Genomic DNA, 21,680 nt, shown 5'->3' on the forward strand with positions numbered 1-21,680 from the left:
ACGCGCGGATTGCTGCGCCGGCTCTCAGGCGAGCTGCTTCTCGAGCTGATCCAGCACTTCGTAGCAAGGCAGCACCTGTGCCACGCTCGCATTGGGCTCGCGCCCTTCGCGGATCGCCGCGACGAACTCGCGATCCTGCAGCTCGATGCCGTTCATCGACACGTCGACCTTCGACACGTCGATCTTCTCTTCCTTGCCGTTGAAGAGATCGTCGTAGCGCGCGATGAAAGTCGCCGTGTCGCCGATGTAGCGGAAGAACGTGCCGAGCGGGCCTTCGTTGTTGAACGACAGCGACAAGGTGCAGATCGCGCCGTTGGCCGCCTTCAGCTGGATGCTCATGTCCATCGCGATGCCGAGCGCCGGGTGGATCGGCCCCTGCACCGCGTTCGCCTTCACGATCGGGCTGCCGCACTGGTAGGCGAAGAGATCCACCGTGTGCGCCGCGTGGTGCCAGAGCAGGTGGTCGGTCCAGCTGCGCGGCTGGCCGAGCGCATTCATGTTCGTGCGGCGGAAGAAGTAGGTCTGCACGTCCATCTGCTGAATGTGGAATTCGTCGGCCGCGATCTTCTTGTGAACGAACTGGTGGCTCGGATTGAACCGGCGCGTGTGACCGCACATCGCCACGAGCCCGCTCTTCTTCTGCAGGTCGACCACCGCCTGGCCGTCCTGCAGCCGGTCGCACAGCGGGATCTCGACCTGCACGTGCTTGCCGGCGTTCAGGCATGCGATCGCCTGGGCCGCGTGCATCTGCGTCGGCGTGCACAGGATCACGGCGTCGACGTCGGACCGCTTCAGCGATTCGTCCAGGTCGGTCGTCACGTGGCCGATGCCGTACTTCTTCGCGACTTCCTGTGTCTTGTCCAGTTCGCGTCCGACGAGGGAGGTGACCTGCACGCCGTCGATCAGCTTCAGGCCGTCGAGGTGTTTCTGTCCGAAGGCGCCGGCGCCGGCGAGGGCTATGTTGATGTGTCGGGTCATGTGAGGGGTTCCAGGCGGATGCATTCATCGCAGAGGCGCGGAGGCCGCAGAGGGCCGCAGAGAAAATTCCTGATTCTTCTCTGCGGCCCTCTGCGCCCTCTGCGCCTCTGCGGTGAATGTCTTCATTGCTTTCAACAAACGTCAGTGGTTCTCGAGAATCAGATGCCCCACCGCCGTGTTCGACGCAGGCACGTGATAGAAGCGATGCTTCACGGTGGGCTTCGCACCACCCGCGACGTCGCTCATCGCACCGCGCGCGATGAGCCACATCACGAGTTCGATGCCCTCGCTGCCGGCCTCTTCGACATATTCCATGTGCGGGACCCGGGCGAGCGCCTCGGGCTCGGCGATCAGGCGGTCGAGGAAGCGGTTGTCCCATTCACGATTGATGAGACCCGCGCGCGGACCCTGCAGCTGGTGGCTCATGCCGCCCGTGCCCCAGATCTGCACGTTGAGATCTTCGTCGTAGCTTTCGATCGCGCGGCGGATCGCCTGCCCGAGCATGAAGCAGCGCATCCCGCTCGGCACCGGATACTGCACGACGTTGACCGCGAACGGGATCACGCGGAACGGCCACTCTTTCGTCTCGCCGCACAAGAGCGACAGCGGCACCGTGAGCCCATGGTCCACGTCCATCCGGTTCACGATGGTGAGATCGAAGTCCTGCTGGATCACCGATTGCGCGATGTGCGACGCGAGCTCGGGCGCGCCCTTCACGTCCGGCACGGGCCGCGGGCCCCAGCCCTCGTCGGCCACCCTGAATTCGGCGGCCGTGCCGATCGCGAACGTCGGGATCATCTCCAGGCTGAACGCGGTCGCGTGGTCGTTGAAGACGAGGAAGACGACGTCGGGCGGGTTTTCCTTCAGCCACCGGCGCGAGAACTCGTAGCCCGAGAAGACCTTCTGCCAGTACGGCTCCTGCGTCTTGCCGAGGTCCATCGCCGCGCCGATGGCCGGCACGTGCGACGTATAGACGGATGCGGTGATGCGTGCCACGGTGCCTACTTTCTGCCCCACTTCGGATCGCGGCCGCCGCCGATCATCATGTCGCGGTAGGCCTCCTCGCTCATGCCCGTCATCGAGCCCGCCATCTGCTGGAAGCTCTTGCCGTCGGTCGCGCCGATCTTCGCGAGGAAATAGATGTTGCCGCCGAGCGCGATCATGCGGTTCATGTCGCGCGCGAGCACGGCCTCCTTCTGTTCCTCGGTCATCGCCCACTCGTCGAGATACGCGCGTTCGTCCTTCTTGAAGCGTTCGCGGTTTTCAGCCTTCATGAGCGACATGCAGAACTGGTTCAGCCAGTAGCCCTTCCTGCTTTGATCCGCATCGAAGATCGTCGTGCCGGGCACGTTCCTGTAGGGTTTGTCGAGCGGCATGTTCAGGCTCCTGCCGATGCGGCGCCGGGCGCGAGCTCGGGCCAGTACAGCCGCGTCGGGTTGTCGACGAGCAGCTTCTTCTGCAGCTCGCTCGTGGGCGCGATGTGGGGAATGAAGTCCACGAGCAGCCCATCGTCGGGCATGTGGTCCTTCAGGTTCGGATGCGGCCAGTCGGTGCCCCACAGCACGCGATCGGGAAAAGTCTCCACGACCTTGCGTGCGAACGGCACGACGTCGCGGTACGCGTCGCGCTCGCCGTCGAGCGCGCGCGGGCCGGTGAGCGACAGCCGCTCGGGGCAGCTCACCTTGCTCCAGACGTTCTCGTTCTCGCGCATGAACTTCAGGAAGAGATCGAACTCGGGCCCGTCCACCGGCTTGCTCACGTTGGGGCGGCCCATGTGGTCCACCACCACGGTCGCCGGCAGCGACGTGAAGAAGTCCCAGAGCTCGGGCAGGTCCTCGGCCTCGAAGTAGATCACCACGTGCCAGCCGAGCGGGGCGATGCGCGAGGCGATTTCCATCAGTTCGTCTTTCGGCGTGAAGTCGACGAGGCGCTTCACGAAGTTGAAGCGCACGCCCCGCACGCCTGCGTCATGCAGCTCCTGCAACTGCTGATCCGTGACGGCGCGTTTCACTGTGGCCACGCCGCGCGCCTTGCCGCCCGAAGTCTTCAGCGCATCGACCAAAGCACTGTTGTCCGCGCCGTGGCAGGTGGCCTGCACGATCACGTTGCGCTCGAAGCCGAGGCGGTCGCGCAGCTTGAAGAGCTGCTCCTTCGTCGCGTCGCACGGCGTGTACTTGCGCTCGGGCGCATAGGGAAACTTCCAGCCGGGGCCGAAGACGTGGCAATGCGCATCGACGCTGCCGGGAGGCACCTTGAACCGCGGCGGCGTGGGCGCGCCGTACCAGTCCAGCCAGCCCGGTGTCTTCGTGAAATTGCCTGTGGTGGGTCTGCTCATGTCAACGGATTCAATCGATGTAGCGCAGGCCGGCCTTCTCGAGCGGCTCGCGCATCCTGTACATGTCCAGGCCGAGCACGCCGGAGGCGAGTTTCGCGCGCTTCTCGCCTTCGTTCGCTTCCCGGGCGGTCGCCGCTTCGAGCGTCTTCTTCGCCATTGCCGCGGGCACGCAGACGACGCCGTCGTCGTCGGCCACGATCACGTCGCCGGGTGTGACGAGCGCGCCCGCGCACACCACAGGGACGTTCACGGAACCGAGCGTCGCCTTGACGGTGCCTTTCGCGCTGATCGCCTTGCTCCACACCGGGAACTTCATTTCGGTGAGGGTGCGCACGTCGCGGCAGCCGGCGTCGATCACGAGCGCGAGCGCGCCGCGCGCCTGGAAGCTGGTGGCGAGCAGGTCGCCGAAGAAGCCGTCGGTATTGTCCGCCGTGCAAGCCGCCACGACGATGTCGCCCGGCTGGATCTGCTCGGCGGCGACGTGAAGCATCCAGTTGTCGCCGGGGTGCAGCAGCACGGTCACGGCCGTGCCCGACACCTGCGTGCCCGGATAGATCGGCCGCATGTACGGCTTCATCAGGCCGACGCGACCCATGGCCTCGTGGACGGTGGCCGCGCCGAAGCGCGCGAGGGCACTGGCCACTTCGCGGTCGGCGCGGTGGATGTTTCTGTGGACGACGCCTAGTTCATACATTCGAGTGCTCCTGGACCGGTTCACCGCAGAGGCGCAGAGGGACGCAGAGGGCCGCAGAGAAAATTCCTGATTCTTCTCTGCGGCCCTCTGCGCCCTCCGCGCCTCTGCGGTGAACTCCTTCTCTCACAACCCACGCTCCTTCAGCCGAGCATCCAACCGCGGAAACACACGCCGCGCATTGCCTTCGAAGATCGCGTGGCGATCGTCATCCGTCAGCTCCTCGCAGGCATCGATGTAGCGCTTCGTGTCGTCATAGTAGTTGCCCGTCGTCGGATCGATCCCGCGCACCGCGCCGATCATCTCGCTTGCGAAAAGCACGTTCTTCACCGGGATCACCTTGTTCAGGAGGTCGATGCCCGGCTGGTGATACACGCACGTGTCGAAGAAGATGTTGTTCAGCACGTGCTCGGTGAGCAGCGGCTTCTTCATCTCCTGCGCAAGGCCTCGAAAGCGCCCCCAGTGATACGGCACCGCGCCGCCGCCATGGGGGACGATGAAGCGCAAAGCCGGAAAGTCCTTGAAGAGATCGCCCTGCACGCACTGCATGAACGCGGTCGTGTCCGCGTTGAGGTAGTGCGCACCGGTCGTGTGGAAGCTCGGATTGCAGCTCGTGCTCACGTGCACCATCGCGGGCACGTCGTACTCCACCATCTTCTCGTAGATCGGATACCACCACCTGTCCGTGAGCGGCGGCTCCTTCCAGTGGCCGCCGGAAGGGTCCGGGTTCAGGTTGATGCCGACCGCGCCGTATTCGCGGATGCACTTCTCCATCTCGGGAATGCAGGTCTTCGGATCGACCCCGGGCGACTGCGGCAGCATCGCCACCGGAGCGAAGTGATCGGGGAAGAGCTGCGACACGCGAAAGCAGAGTTCGTTGCAGATCGCGGCCCACGTGCTCGACACCTCGAAGTCGCCGATGTGATGCGCCATGAAGCTCGCGCGCGGCGAGAAGAGCGTCAGGTCGTTGCCGCGTTCCTTCATGAGGCGCAGCTGGTTGTTCACGATCGATTCGCGGATCTCGTCGTCGCCGATCTCGAGTTCGGACGCCCGGGGCATCTGCGCGGGGTCCTTGATGCCGGCGATCTGGCGGTTGCGCCACTCTTCGAGCGGCTTCGGCGCCGTCGTGTAGTGGCCGTGGCAATCGATGATGAGCGTCATGAGTTGTAGCTTCCTTGGTCTTGCCTGCATCAGGCCGCTTCCATGCCCTGGCGGCGCTTGGCTTGCGTGGTTTCGGCCGATGCCATGAAGGCGAGCAGCGCGCGCACGGCCTCGCGCTGCGTGGATGATGCAACGATACCGGCCGAAAACGTCGTGATGATCTGCACCGCCTGCGGCAGCGGCCCGAGGATCGCGATGCCGTCGAGGTGGATCAGCTCGCTCAGTTGCTGGAAGCCGAGCGCGACTTCGCCCTTCGCCACCAGCGAGCCGACCGGCACGCCCGGCGGCGCGGTCACGATGCGCTCGCGGATGCGATCGGCGATGCCCCAGCGTTCGAAGAGCTTCGCAAGCGCGACGCCGCTCGGCCCCGTCGAAAATCCGAGTGTCGGCGCATCGAGCACCGCGCGCTTCAACGCGTTTTCGCTCGACACGTCGGGCTTCGGCGCGCCCGCCTTCACGGCAACCGCCACGCCCGACTTCACGATGTCGACTTTGCTGCCCGCGACGACGTGACCGCCCGCGGCCAGCTTGTCGATCGCATCGGAAGCGAGCACGACGAAGTCGAACGGCTCGCCCGCCTGCACGCGCTTCGCCGCGTCGACGCCGCCGACCGATTCGATCGCGACCCCGACCGCCCCCTGCCGCTCGAACGCGGCCGCCAGCTCACCCAGAAGCTGGCGCGTCGCCATGGACGAAATACCCCGGAGCATCGAAGTCATGCCGCGCATTGTGGTGATCCCTCCTTCCGCCAGAAAGGCCACAGGCCCACTAGCAGCTATAGCGCACCGGCATAATCGCTGAACAGATATCTCGGATCCATGGACCTGAAGCAGCTTCAGTATTTCGTGCGCGTGGCCGAACTCGGCAGCTTCACACGCGCGGCGATCGAGCTGAACGTGGCCCAGCCCGCATTGAGCCGCCAGGTGCGGCTGCTCGAAGTCGAGCTGCGGCAGACCTTGCTCGTGCGCAACGGCCGGGGCGCGGTGCCCACCGAGGCCGGCAAGCTGCTGCTGGAACACGGCCGCGGCATTCTCTACCAGGTGGAGCGCACCCTGGAAGACCTCGGCCGGATGCGCGGCGGCCTTTCGGGCCGTGTGGCCGTCGGGTTGCCGAGCAGCGTCGCGCGCGTGCTCACGGTCCCGCTCACGCGCGCATTCCGCGAGGCCTTGCCGGAAGCGAAACTCTCGATCAGCGAAGGTCTTTCCGGCGGCCTGCAGCAGGCGCTCGCGAGCGGCCGGCTCGACATCGTCGTGCTGTACAACGCGCAGCCCTCGCGCGAGCTCGACCTGATTCCCCTGCTCGAAGAAGAGCTGCTGCTCGTGAGCGCGCGTCCGGCCGGCCTGCACGAAGACCCGCCGCCCGGCCCGATCCCGCTGGAAGCCGTCGCGCGCATGCCGCTCGTGATCCCGACCAAGCCGAACGCGATCCGCGACTATGTCGAGTCGGAGATGGCGGCGATCGGCTGCCGGCCGAACATCGCGCTGGAGATCGACGGCGTCTCGGCGATCCTCGATCTCGTGCTCGACGGCGCGGGCTTCGCGATTCTTTCCAGCAACGCGTTGCTCAATTCACCGCGTCCTTCGGCCTACACGGCGCGCCGGATCGGCTCGCCGCCGATGAAGATCCAGCTGTCGCTCGCGACCAGCCTGCAGCGGCCCGCGACGCCGGTGCAGAAGGCCGCGCTCGATCTGATCCGCAAGATCAGCCCGAAGGTCGTGGCTCACGCCTGAACCGAGGGCTGCGTTACGTCGACCACGGGCTGCAGCGTCACTTCGGCCTTGAGCGAGTTCGAGACGAGGCAGGTCTGTTCCGCGCGTTCGAGACAGCGAAGCGCCACGTCCTGAGCCGAAGAGTCGGAGATGACGAGACGCGGCGCCACGGTGAAGGACGTGAAGCGGACGGCATCGGCCGCCTTTTCGAGCAGGCCGGTCACGTCCACGTCGAGGCTTTCCCATTCCAGGCGGACGGCCCGCGCCACGGCGCGGAAGCTCAGGATGAAGCAGTCGGCGACGGCGGCGGTGAGCAGGGTTTCGGGCGACCAGAATCCCTCGGGGCCGCCGAACTGGGGAGGCGCCTGCGTCTGGAGCGTGGGCAGGCCGTCTTCATGGACGGAAACGGGTCCCTGCGCGGCGCCGGACGCGCGGACGTGATAGTGATGGGGCAGCGGCATGGCAGCGATCGCGTGGAAGTGGGCTCGATCTCATGCTACGGAGGGCCGCTGCAGCGAACGTTGAGCAGGATCAACTCGCGGGGACGGCGGCGCGTCCGCGACTGGCGCGTCCTTCCGCGCCGCAAGCTCCTGAATCAGGTCCGTGGTCGTGGCTGCCTCCAGCAACAGGCGCGTGTACGGCGATCGCGGACGATCGAAGATGTCCTGGACGCGGCCCTCCTCCACGATGCGGCCCTGATCCATGACGACGATGCGGTCCGCGATTTCGGAGACGGCCGCGAGATTGTGCGAGACGAACATGCATGCGAAGCCGTACTCCGCCTGCAGTTTCCTGAGCAGATCGAGCACCTGCTTCTGGATGGTCATGTCGAGCGCGGAGACCGGTTCGTCGGCCACGACGAACGCCGGCCGCCGCACGAGCGCGCGCGCGATCGCCACGCGCTGGCGTTGCCCGCCGGAAAGTGCGTGCGGATAGCGCCGCTCGTACCCCGCCAGTCCCACCTGTTCGAGCATCTCGCCGGCGCGGCGCTCGCGCGCCGCGCGACCGAGCGTACCGCCATGCAGCAGCGGCTCCGCCACGGCGTCGCCGATCCGCTGCCGCGGATCGAGCGACGAGTAGGGGTCCTGGAATATCAACTGGCTTGCGAGCCGGAATTCGCGCAGGTCCTTGTGCCCCGCGCCGTGCACCGGACGGCCGCCGAAGCGCAGCTCGCCACTCGCGAGGGGAATGAGGCCGAGCAGCGCGCGACCGAGCGTGGTCTTGCCCGAGCCCGATCCACCCACGACGGCGACCACCTCGGCCGGATGGATGGCGAGCGACACGTCGCGCACGGCATGCTTGCTCTCGGCCCGCCTGAACCAGCCGGTTCCGCGCGAGAAGCTGATCGAAACCGATCGCGCTTCGACGAGCGGCGTTTCGCCCGCGGGGAGCGGCGCGGAATGCCGGCGCCGCGGCAAGGCGGCGATCAGACGGCGCGTGTATTCATCGCGCGGCGCAAGGAGCACGTCGCGCACCGGGCCGCCTTCGATCCGGCGGCCCTTTTCCAGCACGACGACGTCGTGGGCATAGCGTGCGACGAGGCCCAGGTCGTGCGTGACGAGCAGCACCGCGGTGCCGGCCGTGCGCGTGAGATCGGCCATGATCTCCATCACTTCCCGCTGTGCGAGCGAGTCGAGCGCGGTCGTCGGTTCGTCGGCGATGAGCAGACGGGGCTTCAGCAGCATTACCGACGCAAGCATGATGCGCTGGCGCATGCCGCCGGAGAACTGGTGCGGAAAGGCGCGCAGGCATGCCTCGACGTCGTCGATGCGCACGCGCCTGAGCATCGCGCTCGCCTGCTCGCGCGCTTCGTGCGCCGCGAGCCCCTGGTGCAGCAGCAAGGCCTCGGCCAGCTGCTCGCCGATGCGCATCGCCGGGTTGAGCGACACCATCGGCTCCTGGAACACCATGCCCGCCACGGCCCCGCGCAATGCGCGCATCCGCGCCTCGTCGAGCGCGCCGACGTCGTTGCCCTGCAGGAGGATCGTGCCCGCGCACTGCCTCACCTGCGAGGGCAGCAGACGCAGGATGGCGCGGCCCGCGAGCGTCTTGCCGCTGCCCGACTCGCCCACCAGCGCCAGCACCCGGCCGGTTTCGACATCGAAGGAAACGCCGTCCACGAGCGTGCGGCCGCCCGGGCCTTCCAGGGTCAGGCCGCGCACGCTCAGGAGCGGCGGCGTCGCCGCGCCGGACGTCATGACCGCTCCATGCGCGGATCGAACCAGTCGCGCAATGCATCGCCCACAAGGTTCACGCCCAGCAACGCGCATGCGATGCACGCGCCCGGCGCGATGCCGAGCCATGCCGCCGATTCGATGTACGGCCTGCCCGACGACAGCATGTTGCCCCACGTCGGCGCCGGCGGCGGCACGCCCAGGCCGAGAAAGCTGAGCGCGCTCTCGGAGAGGATGACCCAGCCGAACATCGACGTGGCAAGCACGACGAGCGGGGCGACGCAGTTCGGCAGCACGTGCACGATGAGCGTCCGCAGGCCGGAGTTGCCGATCACACGCGACGCTTCCACGTACTCCTTCTCGCGCAGCGACAGGACGGTGCCGCGCACGACGCGCGCCGCCGTCGGCGCGTAGGCGAGCCCCAGGGCGAAGACGATGCCCCACTTGTTCGCGCCGAGCACGGCCATCACGCCGAGCGCAAGCAGGATGCCGGGAAACGCCAGCAAGGCATCGTTGACGACCATCAGCAGCCGATCCACCCAGCCGCGAACGTAGCCCGATACGAGCCCGACCACGACGCCCAGCGCGAGCGCGACGAGCACCGTGGTGGCGGCCACGAGCAGGCTCGTCGCGGCGCCGGCCATGATGCGCGACAGCACGTCGCGGCCGAATTCGTCCGTCCCGAGCAGGAAGTCCGCGGATGGCGGGTGCAGGCGCAGGCGCGGCTGCACCCGCAGCGGATTGAACGGCGTCCAGAAGAAGGAGGTGACCGCCAGCAGCGCCATGGCCGCGAGGAGCGTGCCGCCGATCCATGCATTGGCACGAAGCTTCATTCTGCGGACACGCGCGGGTCGAAGAGGGGATAGCACAGGTCCACCACGAGATTGACCGTGACGTAGATGAAGGCCGTGAAGAGCAGGCAGCCCTGCACCACCGGATAGTCCCGCGCGAAGATCCCGTCCACCAGGAGCCTCCCGAGCCCCGGCAGCGTGAACACGGTTTCGAGCACGGCGATGCCGCCCAGCAGGTTGCCGAGCACGAGCCCCACGAGCGTCCACGTCGGCGCGAAGGCGTTGGGCAGCACGTGCCGAAGCAGCACGCGCAGCTCCGAAAGGCCCTTGGCGCGGGCATGCGTGACGTATTCGAGGCGCAGCGTCTCGATGGCGCTCGCGCGCGCCATGCGCGTGAGCACGCCGAGCTCGATCAGGGTGAGCGTGACGACGGGAAGTATGAGAAACGTGATCGCCGCCCGCCAGTCCTCGGCGAAGGTCACGTAGCCCACGACCGGCACGAGGCCGAGCTTCAGGCCCACCACGAGCAGCAGCAGGAGGCCCAGCCAGAAGCTCGGGATGGACAGGAAGAACGTCGCTGCCGCGACGACCATCGTGTCCACGACGCTGTTCTGCTTCCACGCCGCGTACAGGCCGGCCGGCACGGCCAGGAGCACGGCGGCGGCGACCGCCGCGAGCACGATGGAAGCGCTGACCTGAAACCGTTCGAGAAGCAGCGGCAGCACGGGCTGGCCGCTCGTGATCGAAGTGCCGAAGTCGCCCTGCGCCACCCGTGCGAGCCAGTAGGCGAATTGCGTGACGACGGGCCGGTCGAGCCCGTAGTGCGCGCGCAGGCTCGCGAGCTGCTCCGGCGTGGCGGCATCGCCCAGGATCAGCAGGGCCGGGTCACCCGGGATGAGCCGCATCAGCACGAAGACGAGCAGCGCGACCAGCAGCAGCGTCGGCAGCGTCCACACGAGGCGCCGCGCGACGTAGGAAGCGAGCGAGGACCGCATCGCGTCTTTCAGCCTCTTCGCCGTCCCTCAGGGGTTGCGCATCGCGACGCCCCACGTGCGCACGAGGCCGAGCGGCCATCCCTTGTAGCCGCTCACGTAGCTGCGCGCGGCACTCGTGTTGACGGCGGAGTACATGAAGACGGCGGGCACGTCCGCGCGCAGCTTCGTCTCGAGCTGATCGAAGATCGCCTGGCGCTGCGCGCGGTCGGAGGTGACGGTGCTCTTGGCGATCAGCTCCAGCGCCTCGGGGTTCTCCCACACCTTGCGCGGCTGCTTGTCCTTGGGTCCCGAAATCATCTCGAACGACAGCGACGGATCGAGCCGAGAGGAGTAGCTGAACGCCATCGCCTGGTAGTTGCCCTTGTTGTAGCGGTCCAGCAGCGTGGCCCACTCCAGCACCTCGACTTCCATCCGGATGCCGGCGTCCTGCGCCATCGCCTGCGTCATCACCGCGATCTTGTAGATGCTCTCGTAGCGCTTGGTGGCAAGCAGCTTGATGGGCTCGCCCTTGTAGCCGGCCTCGGCGAGCAGTTTCTTCGCCTGCGCGATGTCCCGCCTGGGCAATGCGGCCTGCGCGGACTTGTAGTACGAGCTGGGCGTCGGCATCACCGAGCGGCTCGGCCTGGCATTGCCGGTGGTCACGGTCGCGACGAGTTCGGGCATGTCGAGCGCGAGCGCGATGGCGCGGCGAATGCGCACGTCCTTCAGCAGCGGATCCCGTGTCTGGAACAGCACGCCCTGCATGTCCATGCTCGGTTCGGTGTCCAGCACGATGTCCCTGCGCGCCTTGTACTCCGCCATGTCCTCGTCGTTGATGTCGTAGATGAGATCGATCCCGCCCGAGAAGAGCGCGGCCTTCGCCGCGGACGAATCCGGGATGATCACGAAGCGCACCCTGGCGACTTCGGCCGTCTTGTTGCCGGTATTGCCGTCGCGCTTGCCGGGCAGCGCCGCATACGCGTCATTGCGCACCAGCTCGATGAACTGGCCCCGCCGCCACTCGCCCAGCTTGAAGGGGCCGGTGCCGATGGGCTCCTTCCACTTGTCGCCGTCGAGCGAGCCGCGGTGATAGACGGCGGCCGCGCCGCAGTCCGTGCGCGCGAGCGTGGCGAGAAAGAGCGCGGCCGGCTTCTCGAGCGTATAGACGACGGTGGCCGGATCGGGCGCCTGCACGCTCAGGACCTTGCTCACGCCGCGCCCGTCGAACTCGGGCAGGCACCGCCAGTTGTTCGAAGGCTTCATGTACCGGTTCCACGAGAACAGCACGTCGTCCGCCGTGAGCGGCGCGCCATTGTGGAACTTCACGCCCGGGCGCAGGTGGAACGTATAGGTCCGCCCGTCCTTCGACACGTCGATCGACTTCGCGAGCAGCGGCCCCACGCTCGCGTCCTCGCGATAGGCGACGAGGCCCTCGACGATGTGCATCATCACCGCGTCGGTGTTCGCGTCGCGGTTGAGGCCCGGGTCGGTGGAGCGGATGTCGGCGTTCAGCCGCACCCGCAGGGTGCCCGCCTGGGGCTGCGCGTGCGCGGTGACGGCGGCCATGCAGGCGGCGGCGAGCAGAGCCAGCGCGGAAGTCGGCTTGATCTTCATGGTGTCCTTCGGTGGAATGTGTTCAGGCGGCGCGCACGGCGGCAGCTTCGCGGCGCACGTGCGGTTCCATGTCGAGCCGGTAGCTCGTGAATTCGCGGTTCAGCGCGGGCAGCATCGCGACTTCCATGAGGCCGAGCGCGGGCTCCATCACGACCATCGCGACGGAGGCCGAGAGGTTGTTGCTCGTGTTCATCCGCGGCGGCCGGCACACCGACCAGGGCGACTGGTAGTCGTCGAACAGCGCGGCCTTGACCGTCTCGCGCGTGATCTCGCCGATGCGCGGCTCGATCAGTTCGCGCACGCGCACGTCGCGATACAGGGAATCGGGCGTGTTGGCGATGCCGGTGTCTTTCAGCTTGCCAAGCGCCACGGAACTCTGGAAATGATTGGCGTGCACGAGCAAGCCGCGCTGCGGATGAACCTGGAAGGTCTCGTCGGGCGCGCACTCGAAGTCGATGCAGATGCCTCCGGCCTGCGCCACGATCACGTTGTTGGAGGCCGACTTGGGGGTCGCATACACAATTCTCATCGCATGGGCGAGATGCGTCTGCTCCAGCGCCTTGCGGCGCAGCAGCGCGAGCGGCACGCCGACCTGGCGATAGTCGCGATCCGACTCGAGATAGTTGGCCGTGATCGAGATGCCCGCGGCGTTCATGCCCGAACGCGCGAGGCCGCCCGCTTCGGTGAAGGTGAGAACGTCCGGGCCGTCGTCGCGCCGCACGCGCACCACCACCGCGGTTTCGGCGCACTCGACCTTCCAGTCCCAGTTCTGCGCATGGATCAGGTTGCCCGCGCGCGTGGCCGCGGGCATCGCGGCGATGCCGGTGCAGCCGTCGGGATCGATCAAGGCGGGCTGGCCCTTGCGGCGCCGGTCGGCGAGCTTCAGCAGTTCGGTGCGCGCATTGAGCATCACGACCGCGGCGAAGTCGACGCCGGCGCCCTCCGCGATGCCTCTCATTTCTTCGACGAAAGCGGGCTCGAAGTCGGCAATGGTCGGTTCGTACGTTTGCACGAGCGCTTCGATGTCGCTCCAGCCGAGCCTCGCGCCCTCCAGTTGCGCCGTGTAGTGGCCGATGCCGCGCAGGATGCGCTCGCGGGCCTGCTCGCCGTACTGCTGTCCGCGCTCGCGCGGCGGCCCGGCGATGTCGATGAAGGGTGCGGGTGGGGGCACGCCGCGCGCGAAGGTTTCGGCTGAAGGGGGCATCGGGGTGGTCGTCGGATCGAATTTCGGCTAAAGTGTATTTTGTGATTCCGAAAAAATCAAACCTGCTCGCATTGCCCTCGCGGGGCGCTTCCCGTGCCCCGCTTCGCGCGACGCCGCTGCAAAGCGAGCTGGCCGACCGGATCGCCGCGCTGATGCACGAGGAAGGCGTGAAGCCCGGCACGCGCATCAACGAGAACGCCGTGGCGCTGCGGCTGGGGGTATCGCGCACGCCCGTGCGCGCCGCGCTCGACGTGCTGGCCGCCCGCGGCTTCGCGGCGCGGCGGCCGAACAAGGGCGTGGAGCTGCTCAAGCTGCCGCCGCAGCCGCGCGCCGCGCCCGCGCGAACGTCCGCGCCCCCCGACGAGGACGCGCTGCTCGTGCGCATCGCCCGCGAGCGGCAGCGCGGCGAGTTGCCGGCCCACGTCTCCGAAAAGGAGCTGATGGACCGCTACGGCTTGTCGCGCCCCGCGCTGCGCCTGGCGCTGGACCGGCTCGCCGAGCTGGGCGTGGTGGAGCGTCGCCTGGGTTACGGCTGGCAGTTCGCCGCGGAGGTGTGGGACCAGGGGGCGCGGCAGGAAAGCTACCGGTTTCGCATGACCGTCGAGCCCGCGGCCATCCGCGAGCCCGGTTTCGCGCTCGCGCCGGAGTGGATCGCGCAGATGCGCGGCCGCCACGAAGCCTTCCTGAAGGCGCCCTGGACGGACAGCTCCAGCATCGCCTTCTTCGAGATGAACGCGGCGTTCCACGAAGGCATCGCGCAGGGCTCGCGCAACCGCTATTTCGCGCTGGCCGTCCAGCGGCAAAACCGGCTGCGGCGCCTGTCCAACTACGACTGGAAGCACGGCCGCGAACGCGTGGAGGTGAATTGCCGCGAGCACCTGGAAATGCTCGACCGGCTGCAGGCGGGCGATTGCGAGCTCGCGGCGCTCTTGATGCACCGGCATCTCGAGGTGGCGAGCCGGCTGCGCGCGCAGGCCCAGGCCGCCTGATTTTTGGAGCCTGGAAAAGCAATGAGCCTGCCGGCGCAGCGATCCCTCTGGGAGGCCACGGCCATCCCGGCTCCCGCGCTGCAGGGACCGCTGGGTGGTGCCCGCGAGACGGAGGTGCTCATCGTGGGCGCGGGCTTCGCGGGCCTTTCCACCGCGCTCGAACTCGCGTTGCGCGGCGTCGCGGTGACGGTGCTGGAGGCCGGCCGCGTCGGCGAGGGCGCATCCGGCCGCAACGGCGGGCAGGTGCTCCACGGCGGGCGGCATGCGCTCGACGAGCTGGTGCTGCGATTCGGCTGGTCGGCCGCGCAACGCCTTCATCGCTTCGCATTCGGCGCGGTCGAGGCGGCGTTCGCTCTCATCGATCGCCACCAGCTGCGCTGCGACGCGCGTCGCGCGGGCTCGATCTACGCGGCCGACACCGACGAAGGCGTGGCGCAGGTCCGCGAGAAACTCGAGGCGCTGCAACGCTCGGGCATCGCCGCGCGCTGGCTCGACGCATCCGCGCTCGAATCCGCCATCGGCACGCGGGCCTATCGCGGCGGCTACTTCAACCCGAATGCCGGAAGCGTCCATCCGCTGTCGCTGGTGCGCGAACTCGCGCGCGCGGCGCGGGACGCGGGCGCGCGGATCCACGAGCAGACGCGGGCGCTCTCGATGCAGCGTCACGGCAGCAGCTGGCGGATCACGACGCAGGACGGCCGCGTGGACGCTCGCCGCGTGCTGATCGCAACGAACGGCAGTGCCGCGCCGCTCGTGCCCGCCCTCGAGCGGTCGTTGCTGCGCGTGTGGAGCTTTCAGGTGGCGACCGAGCCCGTGCCTTTCGCGGGCGAGGCGCTGGCCCAGGGCACCACGGTCTCGGACACGCGCCGCCTTCTGCGCTACTTCCGGCAGGACGCGCAAGGCCGCCTGCTCGTCGGCGGCAAGGGCACGGTGCGCGCGCCTGCGGGGCTCCCGTCGTTCGCGCTGCAGGAACGCACGCTTCGCTCGCTATGGCCGCACCATCGCGAGACGCCGCTCGGCTACTGGTGGGGCGGAGAGGTCTCCGTCACGCTGGGCCGGTTTCCGAAGCTGTACAGCCTGGGCGAAGACGCCTGGGCCAGCGTCGCATGCAACGGCAAGGGCGTCGCCTGGAATCTCGCGCTGGGTGCCGTGCTCGCCGATCTGCTCGAAGGCGTTTCGCCCGAGGCGTTGCCGCTGCCGCCGCCCGAGCCACTGCGCCCTCTTCCGCTTTTTCCGCTGCGCCGGTATGCGGCCGCCGCGGGTGCCCTGTGGCTTCGGACGCTCGACGGCCTCGCGAGCGTCCGGTCGCTTTCCTGAAGGAGCGTCTTCGTCATGACCATCGCAACCCCCGCCTTCGCCGACGCCTTCTGGCTGCCCTTCACCGCGCAGCGCCAGTTCCGCGACCGGCCGCTCATCTTCACTGCCGCCGAGGGCATGCACTACACCGACGATTCGGGCCGCAAGGTGCTCGATGCGATGGCGGGGCTCTGGTGCGTGAACGCGGGCCACGGACAGCCGCGAATCACGCGCGCGATCCAGCAGGCCGCGGCGAAGCTCGACTTCGTGTCGTCGTTTCGCATGAGCCATCCCGCCGCTTTCGAACTCGCCGAGCGCATCGTGCGCATCGCGCCGAAAGGTCTCGAGCACGTGTTCTTCGTGAACTCGGGATCGGAAGCCGTGGACACGGCGCTCAAGATGGCGCGCGCGTATCACCAGGCGCGCGGCGATGCGCGCCGCACGAAGTTCGTGGGCCGCATGAAGGGCTATCACGGCATGGGCTTCGGCGGCCTGTCGGTGGCGGGCATCGGCCGCCACAAGCGCGACTTCGGGCCGCTCCTGCCGGAGACCATGCACCTGCCTCTGCCCTATGACGCCGATTGCCGGTTTTCGCGCGGGCTTCCCGACAAGGGTGCGCACTACGCCGACGCGCTGGAGCAGCTCGCGCAGATCCACGACCCGGGCACCATCGCCGCGGTGATCGTGGAGCCCGTCACGGGGTCGGGAGGCGTGTATCCGCCTCCCGCCGGCTACCTGCAGCGGCTGCGCGAGCTGTGCACGAAGCACGGCATCCTGCTCGTGTTCGACGAGGTGATCACCGGCTTCGGACGGCTGGGCGCGCCCTTCGCCGCGCAGGCCTTCGGCGTCACGCCCGACCTGCTCACCTGCGCGAAGGGCATGACCAACGGCGCCGTGCCCATGGGCGGCGTGCTCGCGAGCCGCGACGTGTACCAGGCGTTCATGACCGGCGCGCCCGAGGTGATCGAGCTCTTTCACGGGTACACGTATTCGGCGCACCCGCTCGCCTGCGCGGCGGCGCTCGCGACGCTCGACGTGCACGAGGAACTGGCCCTGCCGCAGCGTGCGGCCCGCATGGCGCCGCTCTGGCAGGAGCAGGCGCATTCGCTGCGCGATGCGCCGAATGTGCTCGACATCCGCAACGTGGGCCTGCTCGCCGCGATCGATCTGCGGCCGCGCGAGGGCGCCCCGGGCGCGCGAGCGAACGAATGCCACCTCGCGTGTCTCGAAGCGGGCGTCCTCGTCCGCAATTCCGGCGACACGCTGCTGCTGTCGCCGCCGCTCGTGATCGGCGAGGAAGAGATACGGCATGTGTTCGACACCCTCGGTGCGGCGCTGCGGCGCGTGGCTTCGGATACGGGCCCGGTCCACTGAACTTGCGCTGCGTCAACGCGAGTGCGCGGATTCCGAGAGTCAATGGAGGAAGTCTCCCGTTTGGCGCGCACGGGGGCCTTGCGGTGTAGCGCCTCGATACGGAGTGAACGATGGATACAGCGAACAGAAACGGGCCTTCGGCCGAATGCCCCGTGGCGAAAACGAACCGTGCAGGCGGCATGCCGCGTGACTGGTGGCCCGATCAGCTGGACCTGAGCGTGCTGCATCGGCACTCCGCGTTGTCCGACCCAATGGCTGCGGACTTCGACTATGCGCAGGCGTTCGCGGGCCTGGACTTCGCGGCGCTCAAGAAGGACCTCGCCGCCATGATGACGGACTCCCAGGATTGGTGGCCCGCCGACTTCGGCCACTACGGCCCGCTCATGGTGCGCATGGCATGGCACAGCGCGGGCACTTATCGCATCCACGATGGCCGCGGCGGCGCGGGCCGTGGCCAGCAACGCTTCGCCCCGGTGAACAGCTGGCCCGACAACGCCAACCTGGACAAGGCCCGGCGACTGCTCTGGCCGATCAAGCAGAAATACGGACAGAAGATCTCCTGGGCCGATCTCATGATCCTCGCCGGCAACGTCGCGCTCGAATCGATGGGCTTCAAGACCTTCGGCTTCGCCGCGGGACGCCAGGACGTGTGGGAAGCGGATCTGGACGTCTTCTGGGGCCCCGAGGGCAAGTGGCTCGCGGACGAGCGCTACAGCGGCGATCGCGAGTTGCTGAATCCGCTCGCGGCCGTCCAGATGGGCCTCATCTACGTGAACCCCGAAGGACCCGGAGGCAACCCCGATCCGATTGCCGCCGCGCGGGACATCCGCGAAACGTTCGCCCGCATGGCGATGAACGACGAAGAGACCGTGGCCCTGATCGCGGGAGGCCACACCTTCGGAAAGACGCATGGCGCGGGGCCTGCGAGCCACGTCGGCCCCGAGCCGGAAGCCGCGCCCATCGAGGAACAGGGTCTGGGATGGAAGAGCAGCTTCGGCACCGGCAAGGGCGCCGACGCGATCACGAGCGGCCTGGAGGTGACGTGGACCACGACGCCCACACGCTGGAGCAACAACTTCTTCTGGAACCTGTTCGGCTACGAATGGGAGCTGACGAAGAGCCCCGCCGGAGCGCATCAGTGGACGCCCAAGGGCGGCGCGGGCGGGGATACCGTTCCGCACGCGCACGACGCTTCGAAGCGCATCGCGCCCGCCATGCTGACCACCGATCTCTCGCTGCGGTTCGATCCGGCCTACGAGAAGATCTCGCGCCGATTCATGGAGAACCCGGATCAGTTCGCCGATGCTTTCGCAAGGGCCTGGTTCAAGCTGACCCATCGCGACCTGGGGCCGCGCGCGCGCTACCTCGGCCCGGAGGTTCCCGCGGAAGCGCTGCTCTGGCAGGACCCGATCCCCGCGGTCGACCATGAACTCGTCGACGACAGGGACATCGCGGGGCTCAAGCGTTCCATCCTCGCTTCGGGATTGTCCGTGCCGCAACTGGTCGCCACCGCCTGGGCCTCGGCTTCGACGTTCCGCGCTTCGGACAAGCGCGGCGGGGCCAACGGCGCGCGCATCCGCCTCGCGCCTCAGAAGGACTGGGAAGCCAACCAGCCGGCGCAGCTGGCCGGCGTGCTGCGGACACTGGAGGGAATCCAGGAAACGTTCAACGGCGCGCAGGCGGGCCGCAAGCGGGTGTCGCTGGCCGACCTGATCGTTCTCGGAGGCTGCGCGGCCATCGAGGATGCCGCGAAGGCGGGAGGACACGACATCCGCGTTCCGTTCGCGCCGGGACGCATGGACGCTTCCCAGGAACAGACCGACATCGCGTCCTTCGAGCCGCTGCAGCCGAGAGCCGACGGCTTTCGCAACTTCTGGCAAGGCCGGGCGCGACTTTCTCCGGAGGAAGCCCTCGTGGACAAGGCGCAGCTGCTGGGTCTGACGGCGCCCCAGACGACGGCGCTGATCGGGGGCTTGCGCGTGCTCGGAGCCAATGCCGCGGACTGCCGGCACGGCGTGCTGACGGATCGCGTCGGGACGCTCACGAACGACTTCTTCGTCAACCTCCTCGACATGCGGACGCAGTGGCAGCCTTCCATCGCGGATGCCGGCGTGTACGAGGGACGCGACCGCGCGACGGGTGAGGCGAAATGGACGGCATCACGCGTGGACCTCATCTTCGGTTCGCACTCCCAGCTGCGCGCCATCGCGGAAGTCTATGCATCGGCGGATGCGCGGGCCAGGTTCGTGCAGGACTTCGTGGCCGCGTGGGTGAAGGTGATGGACGCGGATCGTTTCGAGTTGCGGCGGACAGGCGCGGCACCTGCGCCGCTCTAACGCGGCGCCGGCTCCGCCGCGATCGGGATCACGTGCCGGGGCGGGCTCGCCGAGGACAGCGTGCCGAGCGCGCGCTGCAGCCCGGCGCGGCTCGGCTTTTCCACGAACACGCAGCGCTTGCCGGTGCGCTTGCAGTGGTCCTTCACGCGCCAGTAGGCATCGTGGCTGATGCAACCCGTCTGGCAGATCACCAGGTCCGCGCTGTCGAGCATCGCATCCAGCTGGGTCGCGCTCTCTTCTTCGCCTCCGTCGTGGTGCAGGAACCGGGCTCCGACGGCCTCGATGAGACGGCGATAGGCGGGCACGCTCGCCTGGCGGCCGCCGACGCAGAGCACGGAGCGATCGTCCAGTCGCGGAAGGCCCGCATCGGCCGGGTGAGGTCGCGACGCCTCGCGCAGGTCCTGCAGGGCGCGCTGCGCGGCCTCGGCCCGTGCGTGAGCGCGTTCGGCTTCGTGCCGCCCGCGCAGCACGCAGCGTTCGAGTTCATGCACGCGCAAGGTCTGCCGCTCCAGGCTGCGCACCAGTTCCGCGCGTTCCTTCAATGCGGGCACAGCCTCTTCGAGGACGCGCAATTCCTCTGCCTGGGCCGCGAGCTCGGTGTCGCGGCGGATCAGTTGCGCGCGCAACCGGATGATGTCGGACTGCATCGTTTCCGATCGCCGCTGCTGCTCGGCGGCGGCATCCGTGGCGCGCCGCTGGGCCGCGGCCAGTTCGCGAGCCAGCACGGCGTTCTCCTCCATGAGTTCGTCCAGGCGCTGGATGCTCGCGCGATTGGCCGTCCCGATCTGGTGCTGCAGCATGTGGATGTCGCGCAGCAGGCTTTCCTCGAGCGCCGGATCGCAGCGCGGATGGGTGAGCGTTGCCCAGAGCGCGCCGCCCACGTCGCCGCCGGAACACCGTTCGCGCCACCAGCCGGCAAGCGCCTCGGCCGACTTGTTGACGCTGGCCGCGCGAATCGCGAGCGCATAGCGCGTCTCCAATTCGCGCTGCAAGGCCTCCGACATGCGCGTGCGCTGCCGCGACTCGGCGATCACGCCGCAATGCAGATCGTAGTTGTCAGCGACGGGCGGCCCACCCAGAACCTTGCCCGCGAGCCTGCGCAGCGTGACGAGCGGCAGGCACACGCCGATCACGGGGCACAACGCATGGTGCGGAAGCTCCCACAGCCGGCGGCGTCTCGAGCCGTGCGCGGCTTGAACGGGCAACGCGTCTTCCTGCTGGCACATGGCGATCCTTTCAGTGCGGACGAGGTTGGTCCTTCCTGTCGCTGGCCCCTCGTGGCTCGAGGGCGAAGTCGCAGGCAGGCTCGGAGAAGAACACGCGATTGCCCTGCGGGTCGCGCACGGTGAACTCCCAGATTCCCCAGCTGCGCAGCACCGGCCCCTGCTCTTCGACGGCGCATCGCGCGCGAGTCGCGAGGCACGCGTGCAACCGGAAGATGCCGCCGCGAGCAGCCGTCAGGGCGATGTGGCAGTGGCGCGGCTTCAGGCCCTCGCGCTGCCAGATCTGCAGCCGTGCCCGGCCCAGCGAAAGCACCGCCAGGGCGCCGGGGATTTCCTGTTCGAGCCGCAAGCCCAGCGTCCCGCAGTAGAAGTCCAGGAGTGCGCGCAGGTCCGATGCATGGACCAGCGGGACGGCCGCGGCATGGACCCGCGCCATGGTCAATGCAGCCTTCCCGGTGCGGCCGGTTTGGCTCGCGGCTCGGGTGCGGGCGGCTTGGGCAGCGAATGACGATGCATCGCCTGCCAGTGGTCTCGCAGCAGGTGCACGACCTCCCGGAACTGCGGAGAAATGCAGACGTGCGCGGCGAGTTCGTCGAGGTTGGCGACGATCTTGCGAGCCATCGGCGCGCGGTCGGCTGCGCGCTGCGCCTGCACGTGGCTTGTCATGAGGGCCAGCGTGCCGGCAATGAGGGCCTCCGCGCAGGAGAGCTGGTATTCGAATGGCGGTGTGTCGGCGTGTTCGTGTGGCATGTGAAAGCAAACCTCCGGCGTGATCGGCCTCATTCTAAATACGAATGATTCTCATTGACAACCAAGACCCTGTCGGTTAAA

At 68.1% G+C, this 21,680-nt stretch carries 21 protein-coding genes; 5 read left to right on the top strand and 16 right to left on the bottom strand.

Translation table 11 applies throughout. The features are described from left to right. Positions 1 to 24: 24 nt before the first annotated feature. The 7 genes from VHA82_RS11660 to VHA82_RS11690 all read right to left on the bottom strand — a co-directional run bounded on the left by VHA82_RS11660 (position 25) and on the right by VHA82_RS11690 (position 5,884). Positions 25 to 978, bottom strand: coding sequence for a Gfo/Idh/MocA family oxidoreductase (locus VHA82_RS11660; RefSeq protein WP_325543719.1), 954 nt, complete (start codon positions 976 to 978; stop codon positions 25 to 27). Positions 979 to 1,119: 141 nt separating this feature from the next. Next, positions 1,120 to 1,974 carry a class III extradiol dioxygenase subunit beta gene (locus tag VHA82_RS11665; RefSeq protein WP_325543720.1) on the bottom strand — a complete coding sequence of 285 codons (855 nt, stop codon included), beginning with the start codon at positions 1,972 to 1,974 and terminating at the stop codon, positions 1,120 to 1,122. Positions 1,975 to 1,979: 5 nt separating this feature from the next. Beyond that, complete coding sequence (ligA, locus tag VHA82_RS11670; RefSeq protein WP_325543721.1) at positions 1,980 to 2,354, bottom strand: protocatechuate 4,5-dioxygenase subunit alpha; 375 nt, start codon at positions 2,352 to 2,354, stop codon at positions 1,980 to 1,982. 2 nt (positions 2,355 to 2,356) lie between these two features. Then, positions 2,357 to 3,313: an amidohydrolase family protein gene (locus VHA82_RS11675; protein WP_325543723.1), complete on the bottom strand. Its 957-nt coding sequence runs from the start codon at positions 3,311 to 3,313 to the stop codon at positions 2,357 to 2,359. 10 nt (positions 3,314 to 3,323) lie between these two features. After that, positions 3,324 to 4,007 (bottom strand): 4-carboxy-4-hydroxy-2-oxoadipate aldolase/oxaloacetate decarboxylase, encoded by a 684-nt coding sequence (gene ligK, locus VHA82_RS11680; protein WP_325543724.1) that lies wholly within the window; start codon positions 4,005 to 4,007, stop codon positions 3,324 to 3,326. A gap of 123 nt (positions 4,008 to 4,130) precedes the next feature. Next, positions 4,131 to 5,165, bottom strand: a complete 1,035-nt coding sequence (locus tag VHA82_RS11685; protein WP_325543725.1) for an amidohydrolase family protein — start codon at positions 5,163 to 5,165, stop codon at positions 4,131 to 4,133. A 29-nt stretch (positions 5,166 to 5,194) separates the two neighbouring features. Further along, the gene (locus VHA82_RS11690; RefSeq protein WP_325543726.1) at positions 5,195 to 5,884 is read right to left on the bottom strand and encodes a substrate-binding domain-containing protein; all 690 of its coding nucleotides are present in this window, start codon (positions 5,882 to 5,884) and stop codon (positions 5,195 to 5,197) included. Positions 5,885 to 5,983: 99 nt separating this feature from the next. On the opposite strand from VHA82_RS11690, the gene VHA82_RS11695 reads away from it, so the two are divergent. After that, positions 5,984 to 6,895: a LysR substrate-binding domain-containing protein gene (locus VHA82_RS11695; RefSeq protein ID WP_325543727.1), complete on the top strand. Its 912-nt coding sequence runs from the start codon at positions 5,984 to 5,986 to the stop codon at positions 6,893 to 6,895. On the opposite strand, the gene VHA82_RS11700 is transcribed toward VHA82_RS11695, so the two are convergent. From VHA82_RS11700 to VHA82_RS11725, 6 genes are read right to left on the bottom strand one after another with little or no spacing between them, the layout of a single operon-like run. Continuing rightward, positions 6,886 to 7,335, bottom strand: coding sequence for an OsmC family protein (locus VHA82_RS11700; RefSeq protein ID WP_325543729.1), 450 nt, complete (start codon positions 7,333 to 7,335; stop codon positions 6,886 to 6,888). The two genes, VHA82_RS11695 and VHA82_RS11700, sit on opposite strands and share 10 nt — an antisense overlap. A gap of 30 nt (positions 7,336 to 7,365) precedes the next feature. Continuing rightward, on the bottom strand, positions 7,366 to 9,072 hold the full coding sequence (locus VHA82_RS11705) for an ABC transporter ATP-binding protein (protein WP_325543731.1): 1,707 nt from the start codon (positions 9,070 to 9,072) through the stop codon (positions 7,366 to 7,368). Then, positions 9,069 to 9,881 (bottom strand): ABC transporter permease, encoded by an 813-nt coding sequence (locus VHA82_RS11710; protein WP_325543732.1) that lies wholly within the window; start codon positions 9,879 to 9,881, stop codon positions 9,069 to 9,071. Before VHA82_RS11710 ends, VHA82_RS11705 begins: the two co-directional genes overlap by 4 nt. Beyond that, positions 9,878 to 10,834: an ABC transporter permease gene (locus VHA82_RS11715; RefSeq protein ID WP_325543733.1), complete on the bottom strand. Its 957-nt coding sequence runs from the start codon at positions 10,832 to 10,834 to the stop codon at positions 9,878 to 9,880. The genes VHA82_RS11710 and VHA82_RS11715 overlap by 4 nt, the downstream gene beginning before the upstream one ends. A gap of 27 nt (positions 10,835 to 10,861) precedes the next feature. Then, the gene (locus VHA82_RS11720; RefSeq protein WP_325543734.1) at positions 10,862 to 12,427 is read right to left on the bottom strand and encodes an ABC transporter substrate-binding protein; all 1,566 of its coding nucleotides are present in this window, start codon (positions 12,425 to 12,427) and stop codon (positions 10,862 to 10,864) included. Between the two features lie 22 nt (positions 12,428 to 12,449). Beyond that, entirely contained in the window at positions 12,450 to 13,631 is a 1,182-nt protein-coding gene (locus VHA82_RS11725) for a C45 family peptidase (RefSeq protein WP_325543736.1), read from the bottom strand. Positions 13,632 to 13,702: 71 nt separating this feature from the next. On the opposite strand from VHA82_RS11725, the gene VHA82_RS11730 reads away from it, so the two are divergent. The 4 genes from VHA82_RS11730 (at position 13,703) to katG (ending at position 19,626) form a co-directional block, all read left to right on the top strand. After that, positions 13,703 to 14,620 (top strand): GntR family transcriptional regulator, encoded by a 918-nt coding sequence (locus VHA82_RS11730; protein ID WP_325543737.1) that lies wholly within the window; start codon positions 13,703 to 13,705, stop codon positions 14,618 to 14,620. Positions 14,621 to 14,641: 21 nt separating this feature from the next. Then, a complete protein-coding gene (locus VHA82_RS11735; protein ID WP_325543738.1) occupies positions 14,642 to 15,937 on the top strand; it encodes an FAD-binding oxidoreductase in 1,296 nt (431 codons plus the stop codon). A gap of 15 nt (positions 15,938 to 15,952) precedes the next feature. Next, positions 15,953 to 17,290 carry an aminotransferase class III-fold pyridoxal phosphate-dependent enzyme gene (locus VHA82_RS11740; RefSeq protein WP_325543739.1) on the top strand — a complete coding sequence of 446 codons (1,338 nt, stop codon included), beginning with the start codon at positions 15,953 to 15,955 and terminating at the stop codon, positions 17,288 to 17,290. Between the two features lie 110 nt (positions 17,291 to 17,400). Then, positions 17,401 to 19,626, top strand: coding sequence for a catalase/peroxidase HPI (katG, locus tag VHA82_RS11745; protein WP_325543741.1), 2,226 nt, complete (start codon positions 17,401 to 17,403; stop codon positions 19,624 to 19,626). Here the strand turns inward: katG and VHA82_RS11750 are convergent. Genes VHA82_RS11750 through VHA82_RS11760 form a run of 3 tightly spaced genes read right to left on the bottom strand, consistent with a single transcriptional unit; the run spans position 19,623 to position 21,599 of the window. Further along, positions 19,623 to 20,852 (bottom strand): DUF2325 domain-containing protein, encoded by a 1,230-nt coding sequence (locus VHA82_RS11750; RefSeq protein ID WP_325543742.1) that lies wholly within the window; start codon positions 20,850 to 20,852, stop codon positions 19,623 to 19,625. The two genes, katG and VHA82_RS11750, sit on opposite strands and share 4 nt — an antisense overlap. 10 nt (positions 20,853 to 20,862) lie before the next feature. Next, on the bottom strand, positions 20,863 to 21,285 hold the full coding sequence (locus tag VHA82_RS11755; RefSeq protein WP_325543744.1) for a hypothetical protein: 423 nt from the start codon (positions 21,283 to 21,285) through the stop codon (positions 20,863 to 20,865). Between the two features lie 2 nt (positions 21,286 to 21,287). Continuing rightward, positions 21,288 to 21,599 (bottom strand): hypothetical protein, encoded by a 312-nt coding sequence (locus tag VHA82_RS11760; RefSeq protein ID WP_325543745.1) that lies wholly within the window; start codon positions 21,597 to 21,599, stop codon positions 21,288 to 21,290. Positions 21,600 to 21,680 lie beyond the last annotated feature (81 nt).

It is taken from the genome of Ramlibacter sp., from assembly GCF_035548915.1.
GTDB lineage: Bacteria > Pseudomonadota > Gammaproteobacteria > Burkholderiales > Burkholderiaceae_C > Ramlibacter.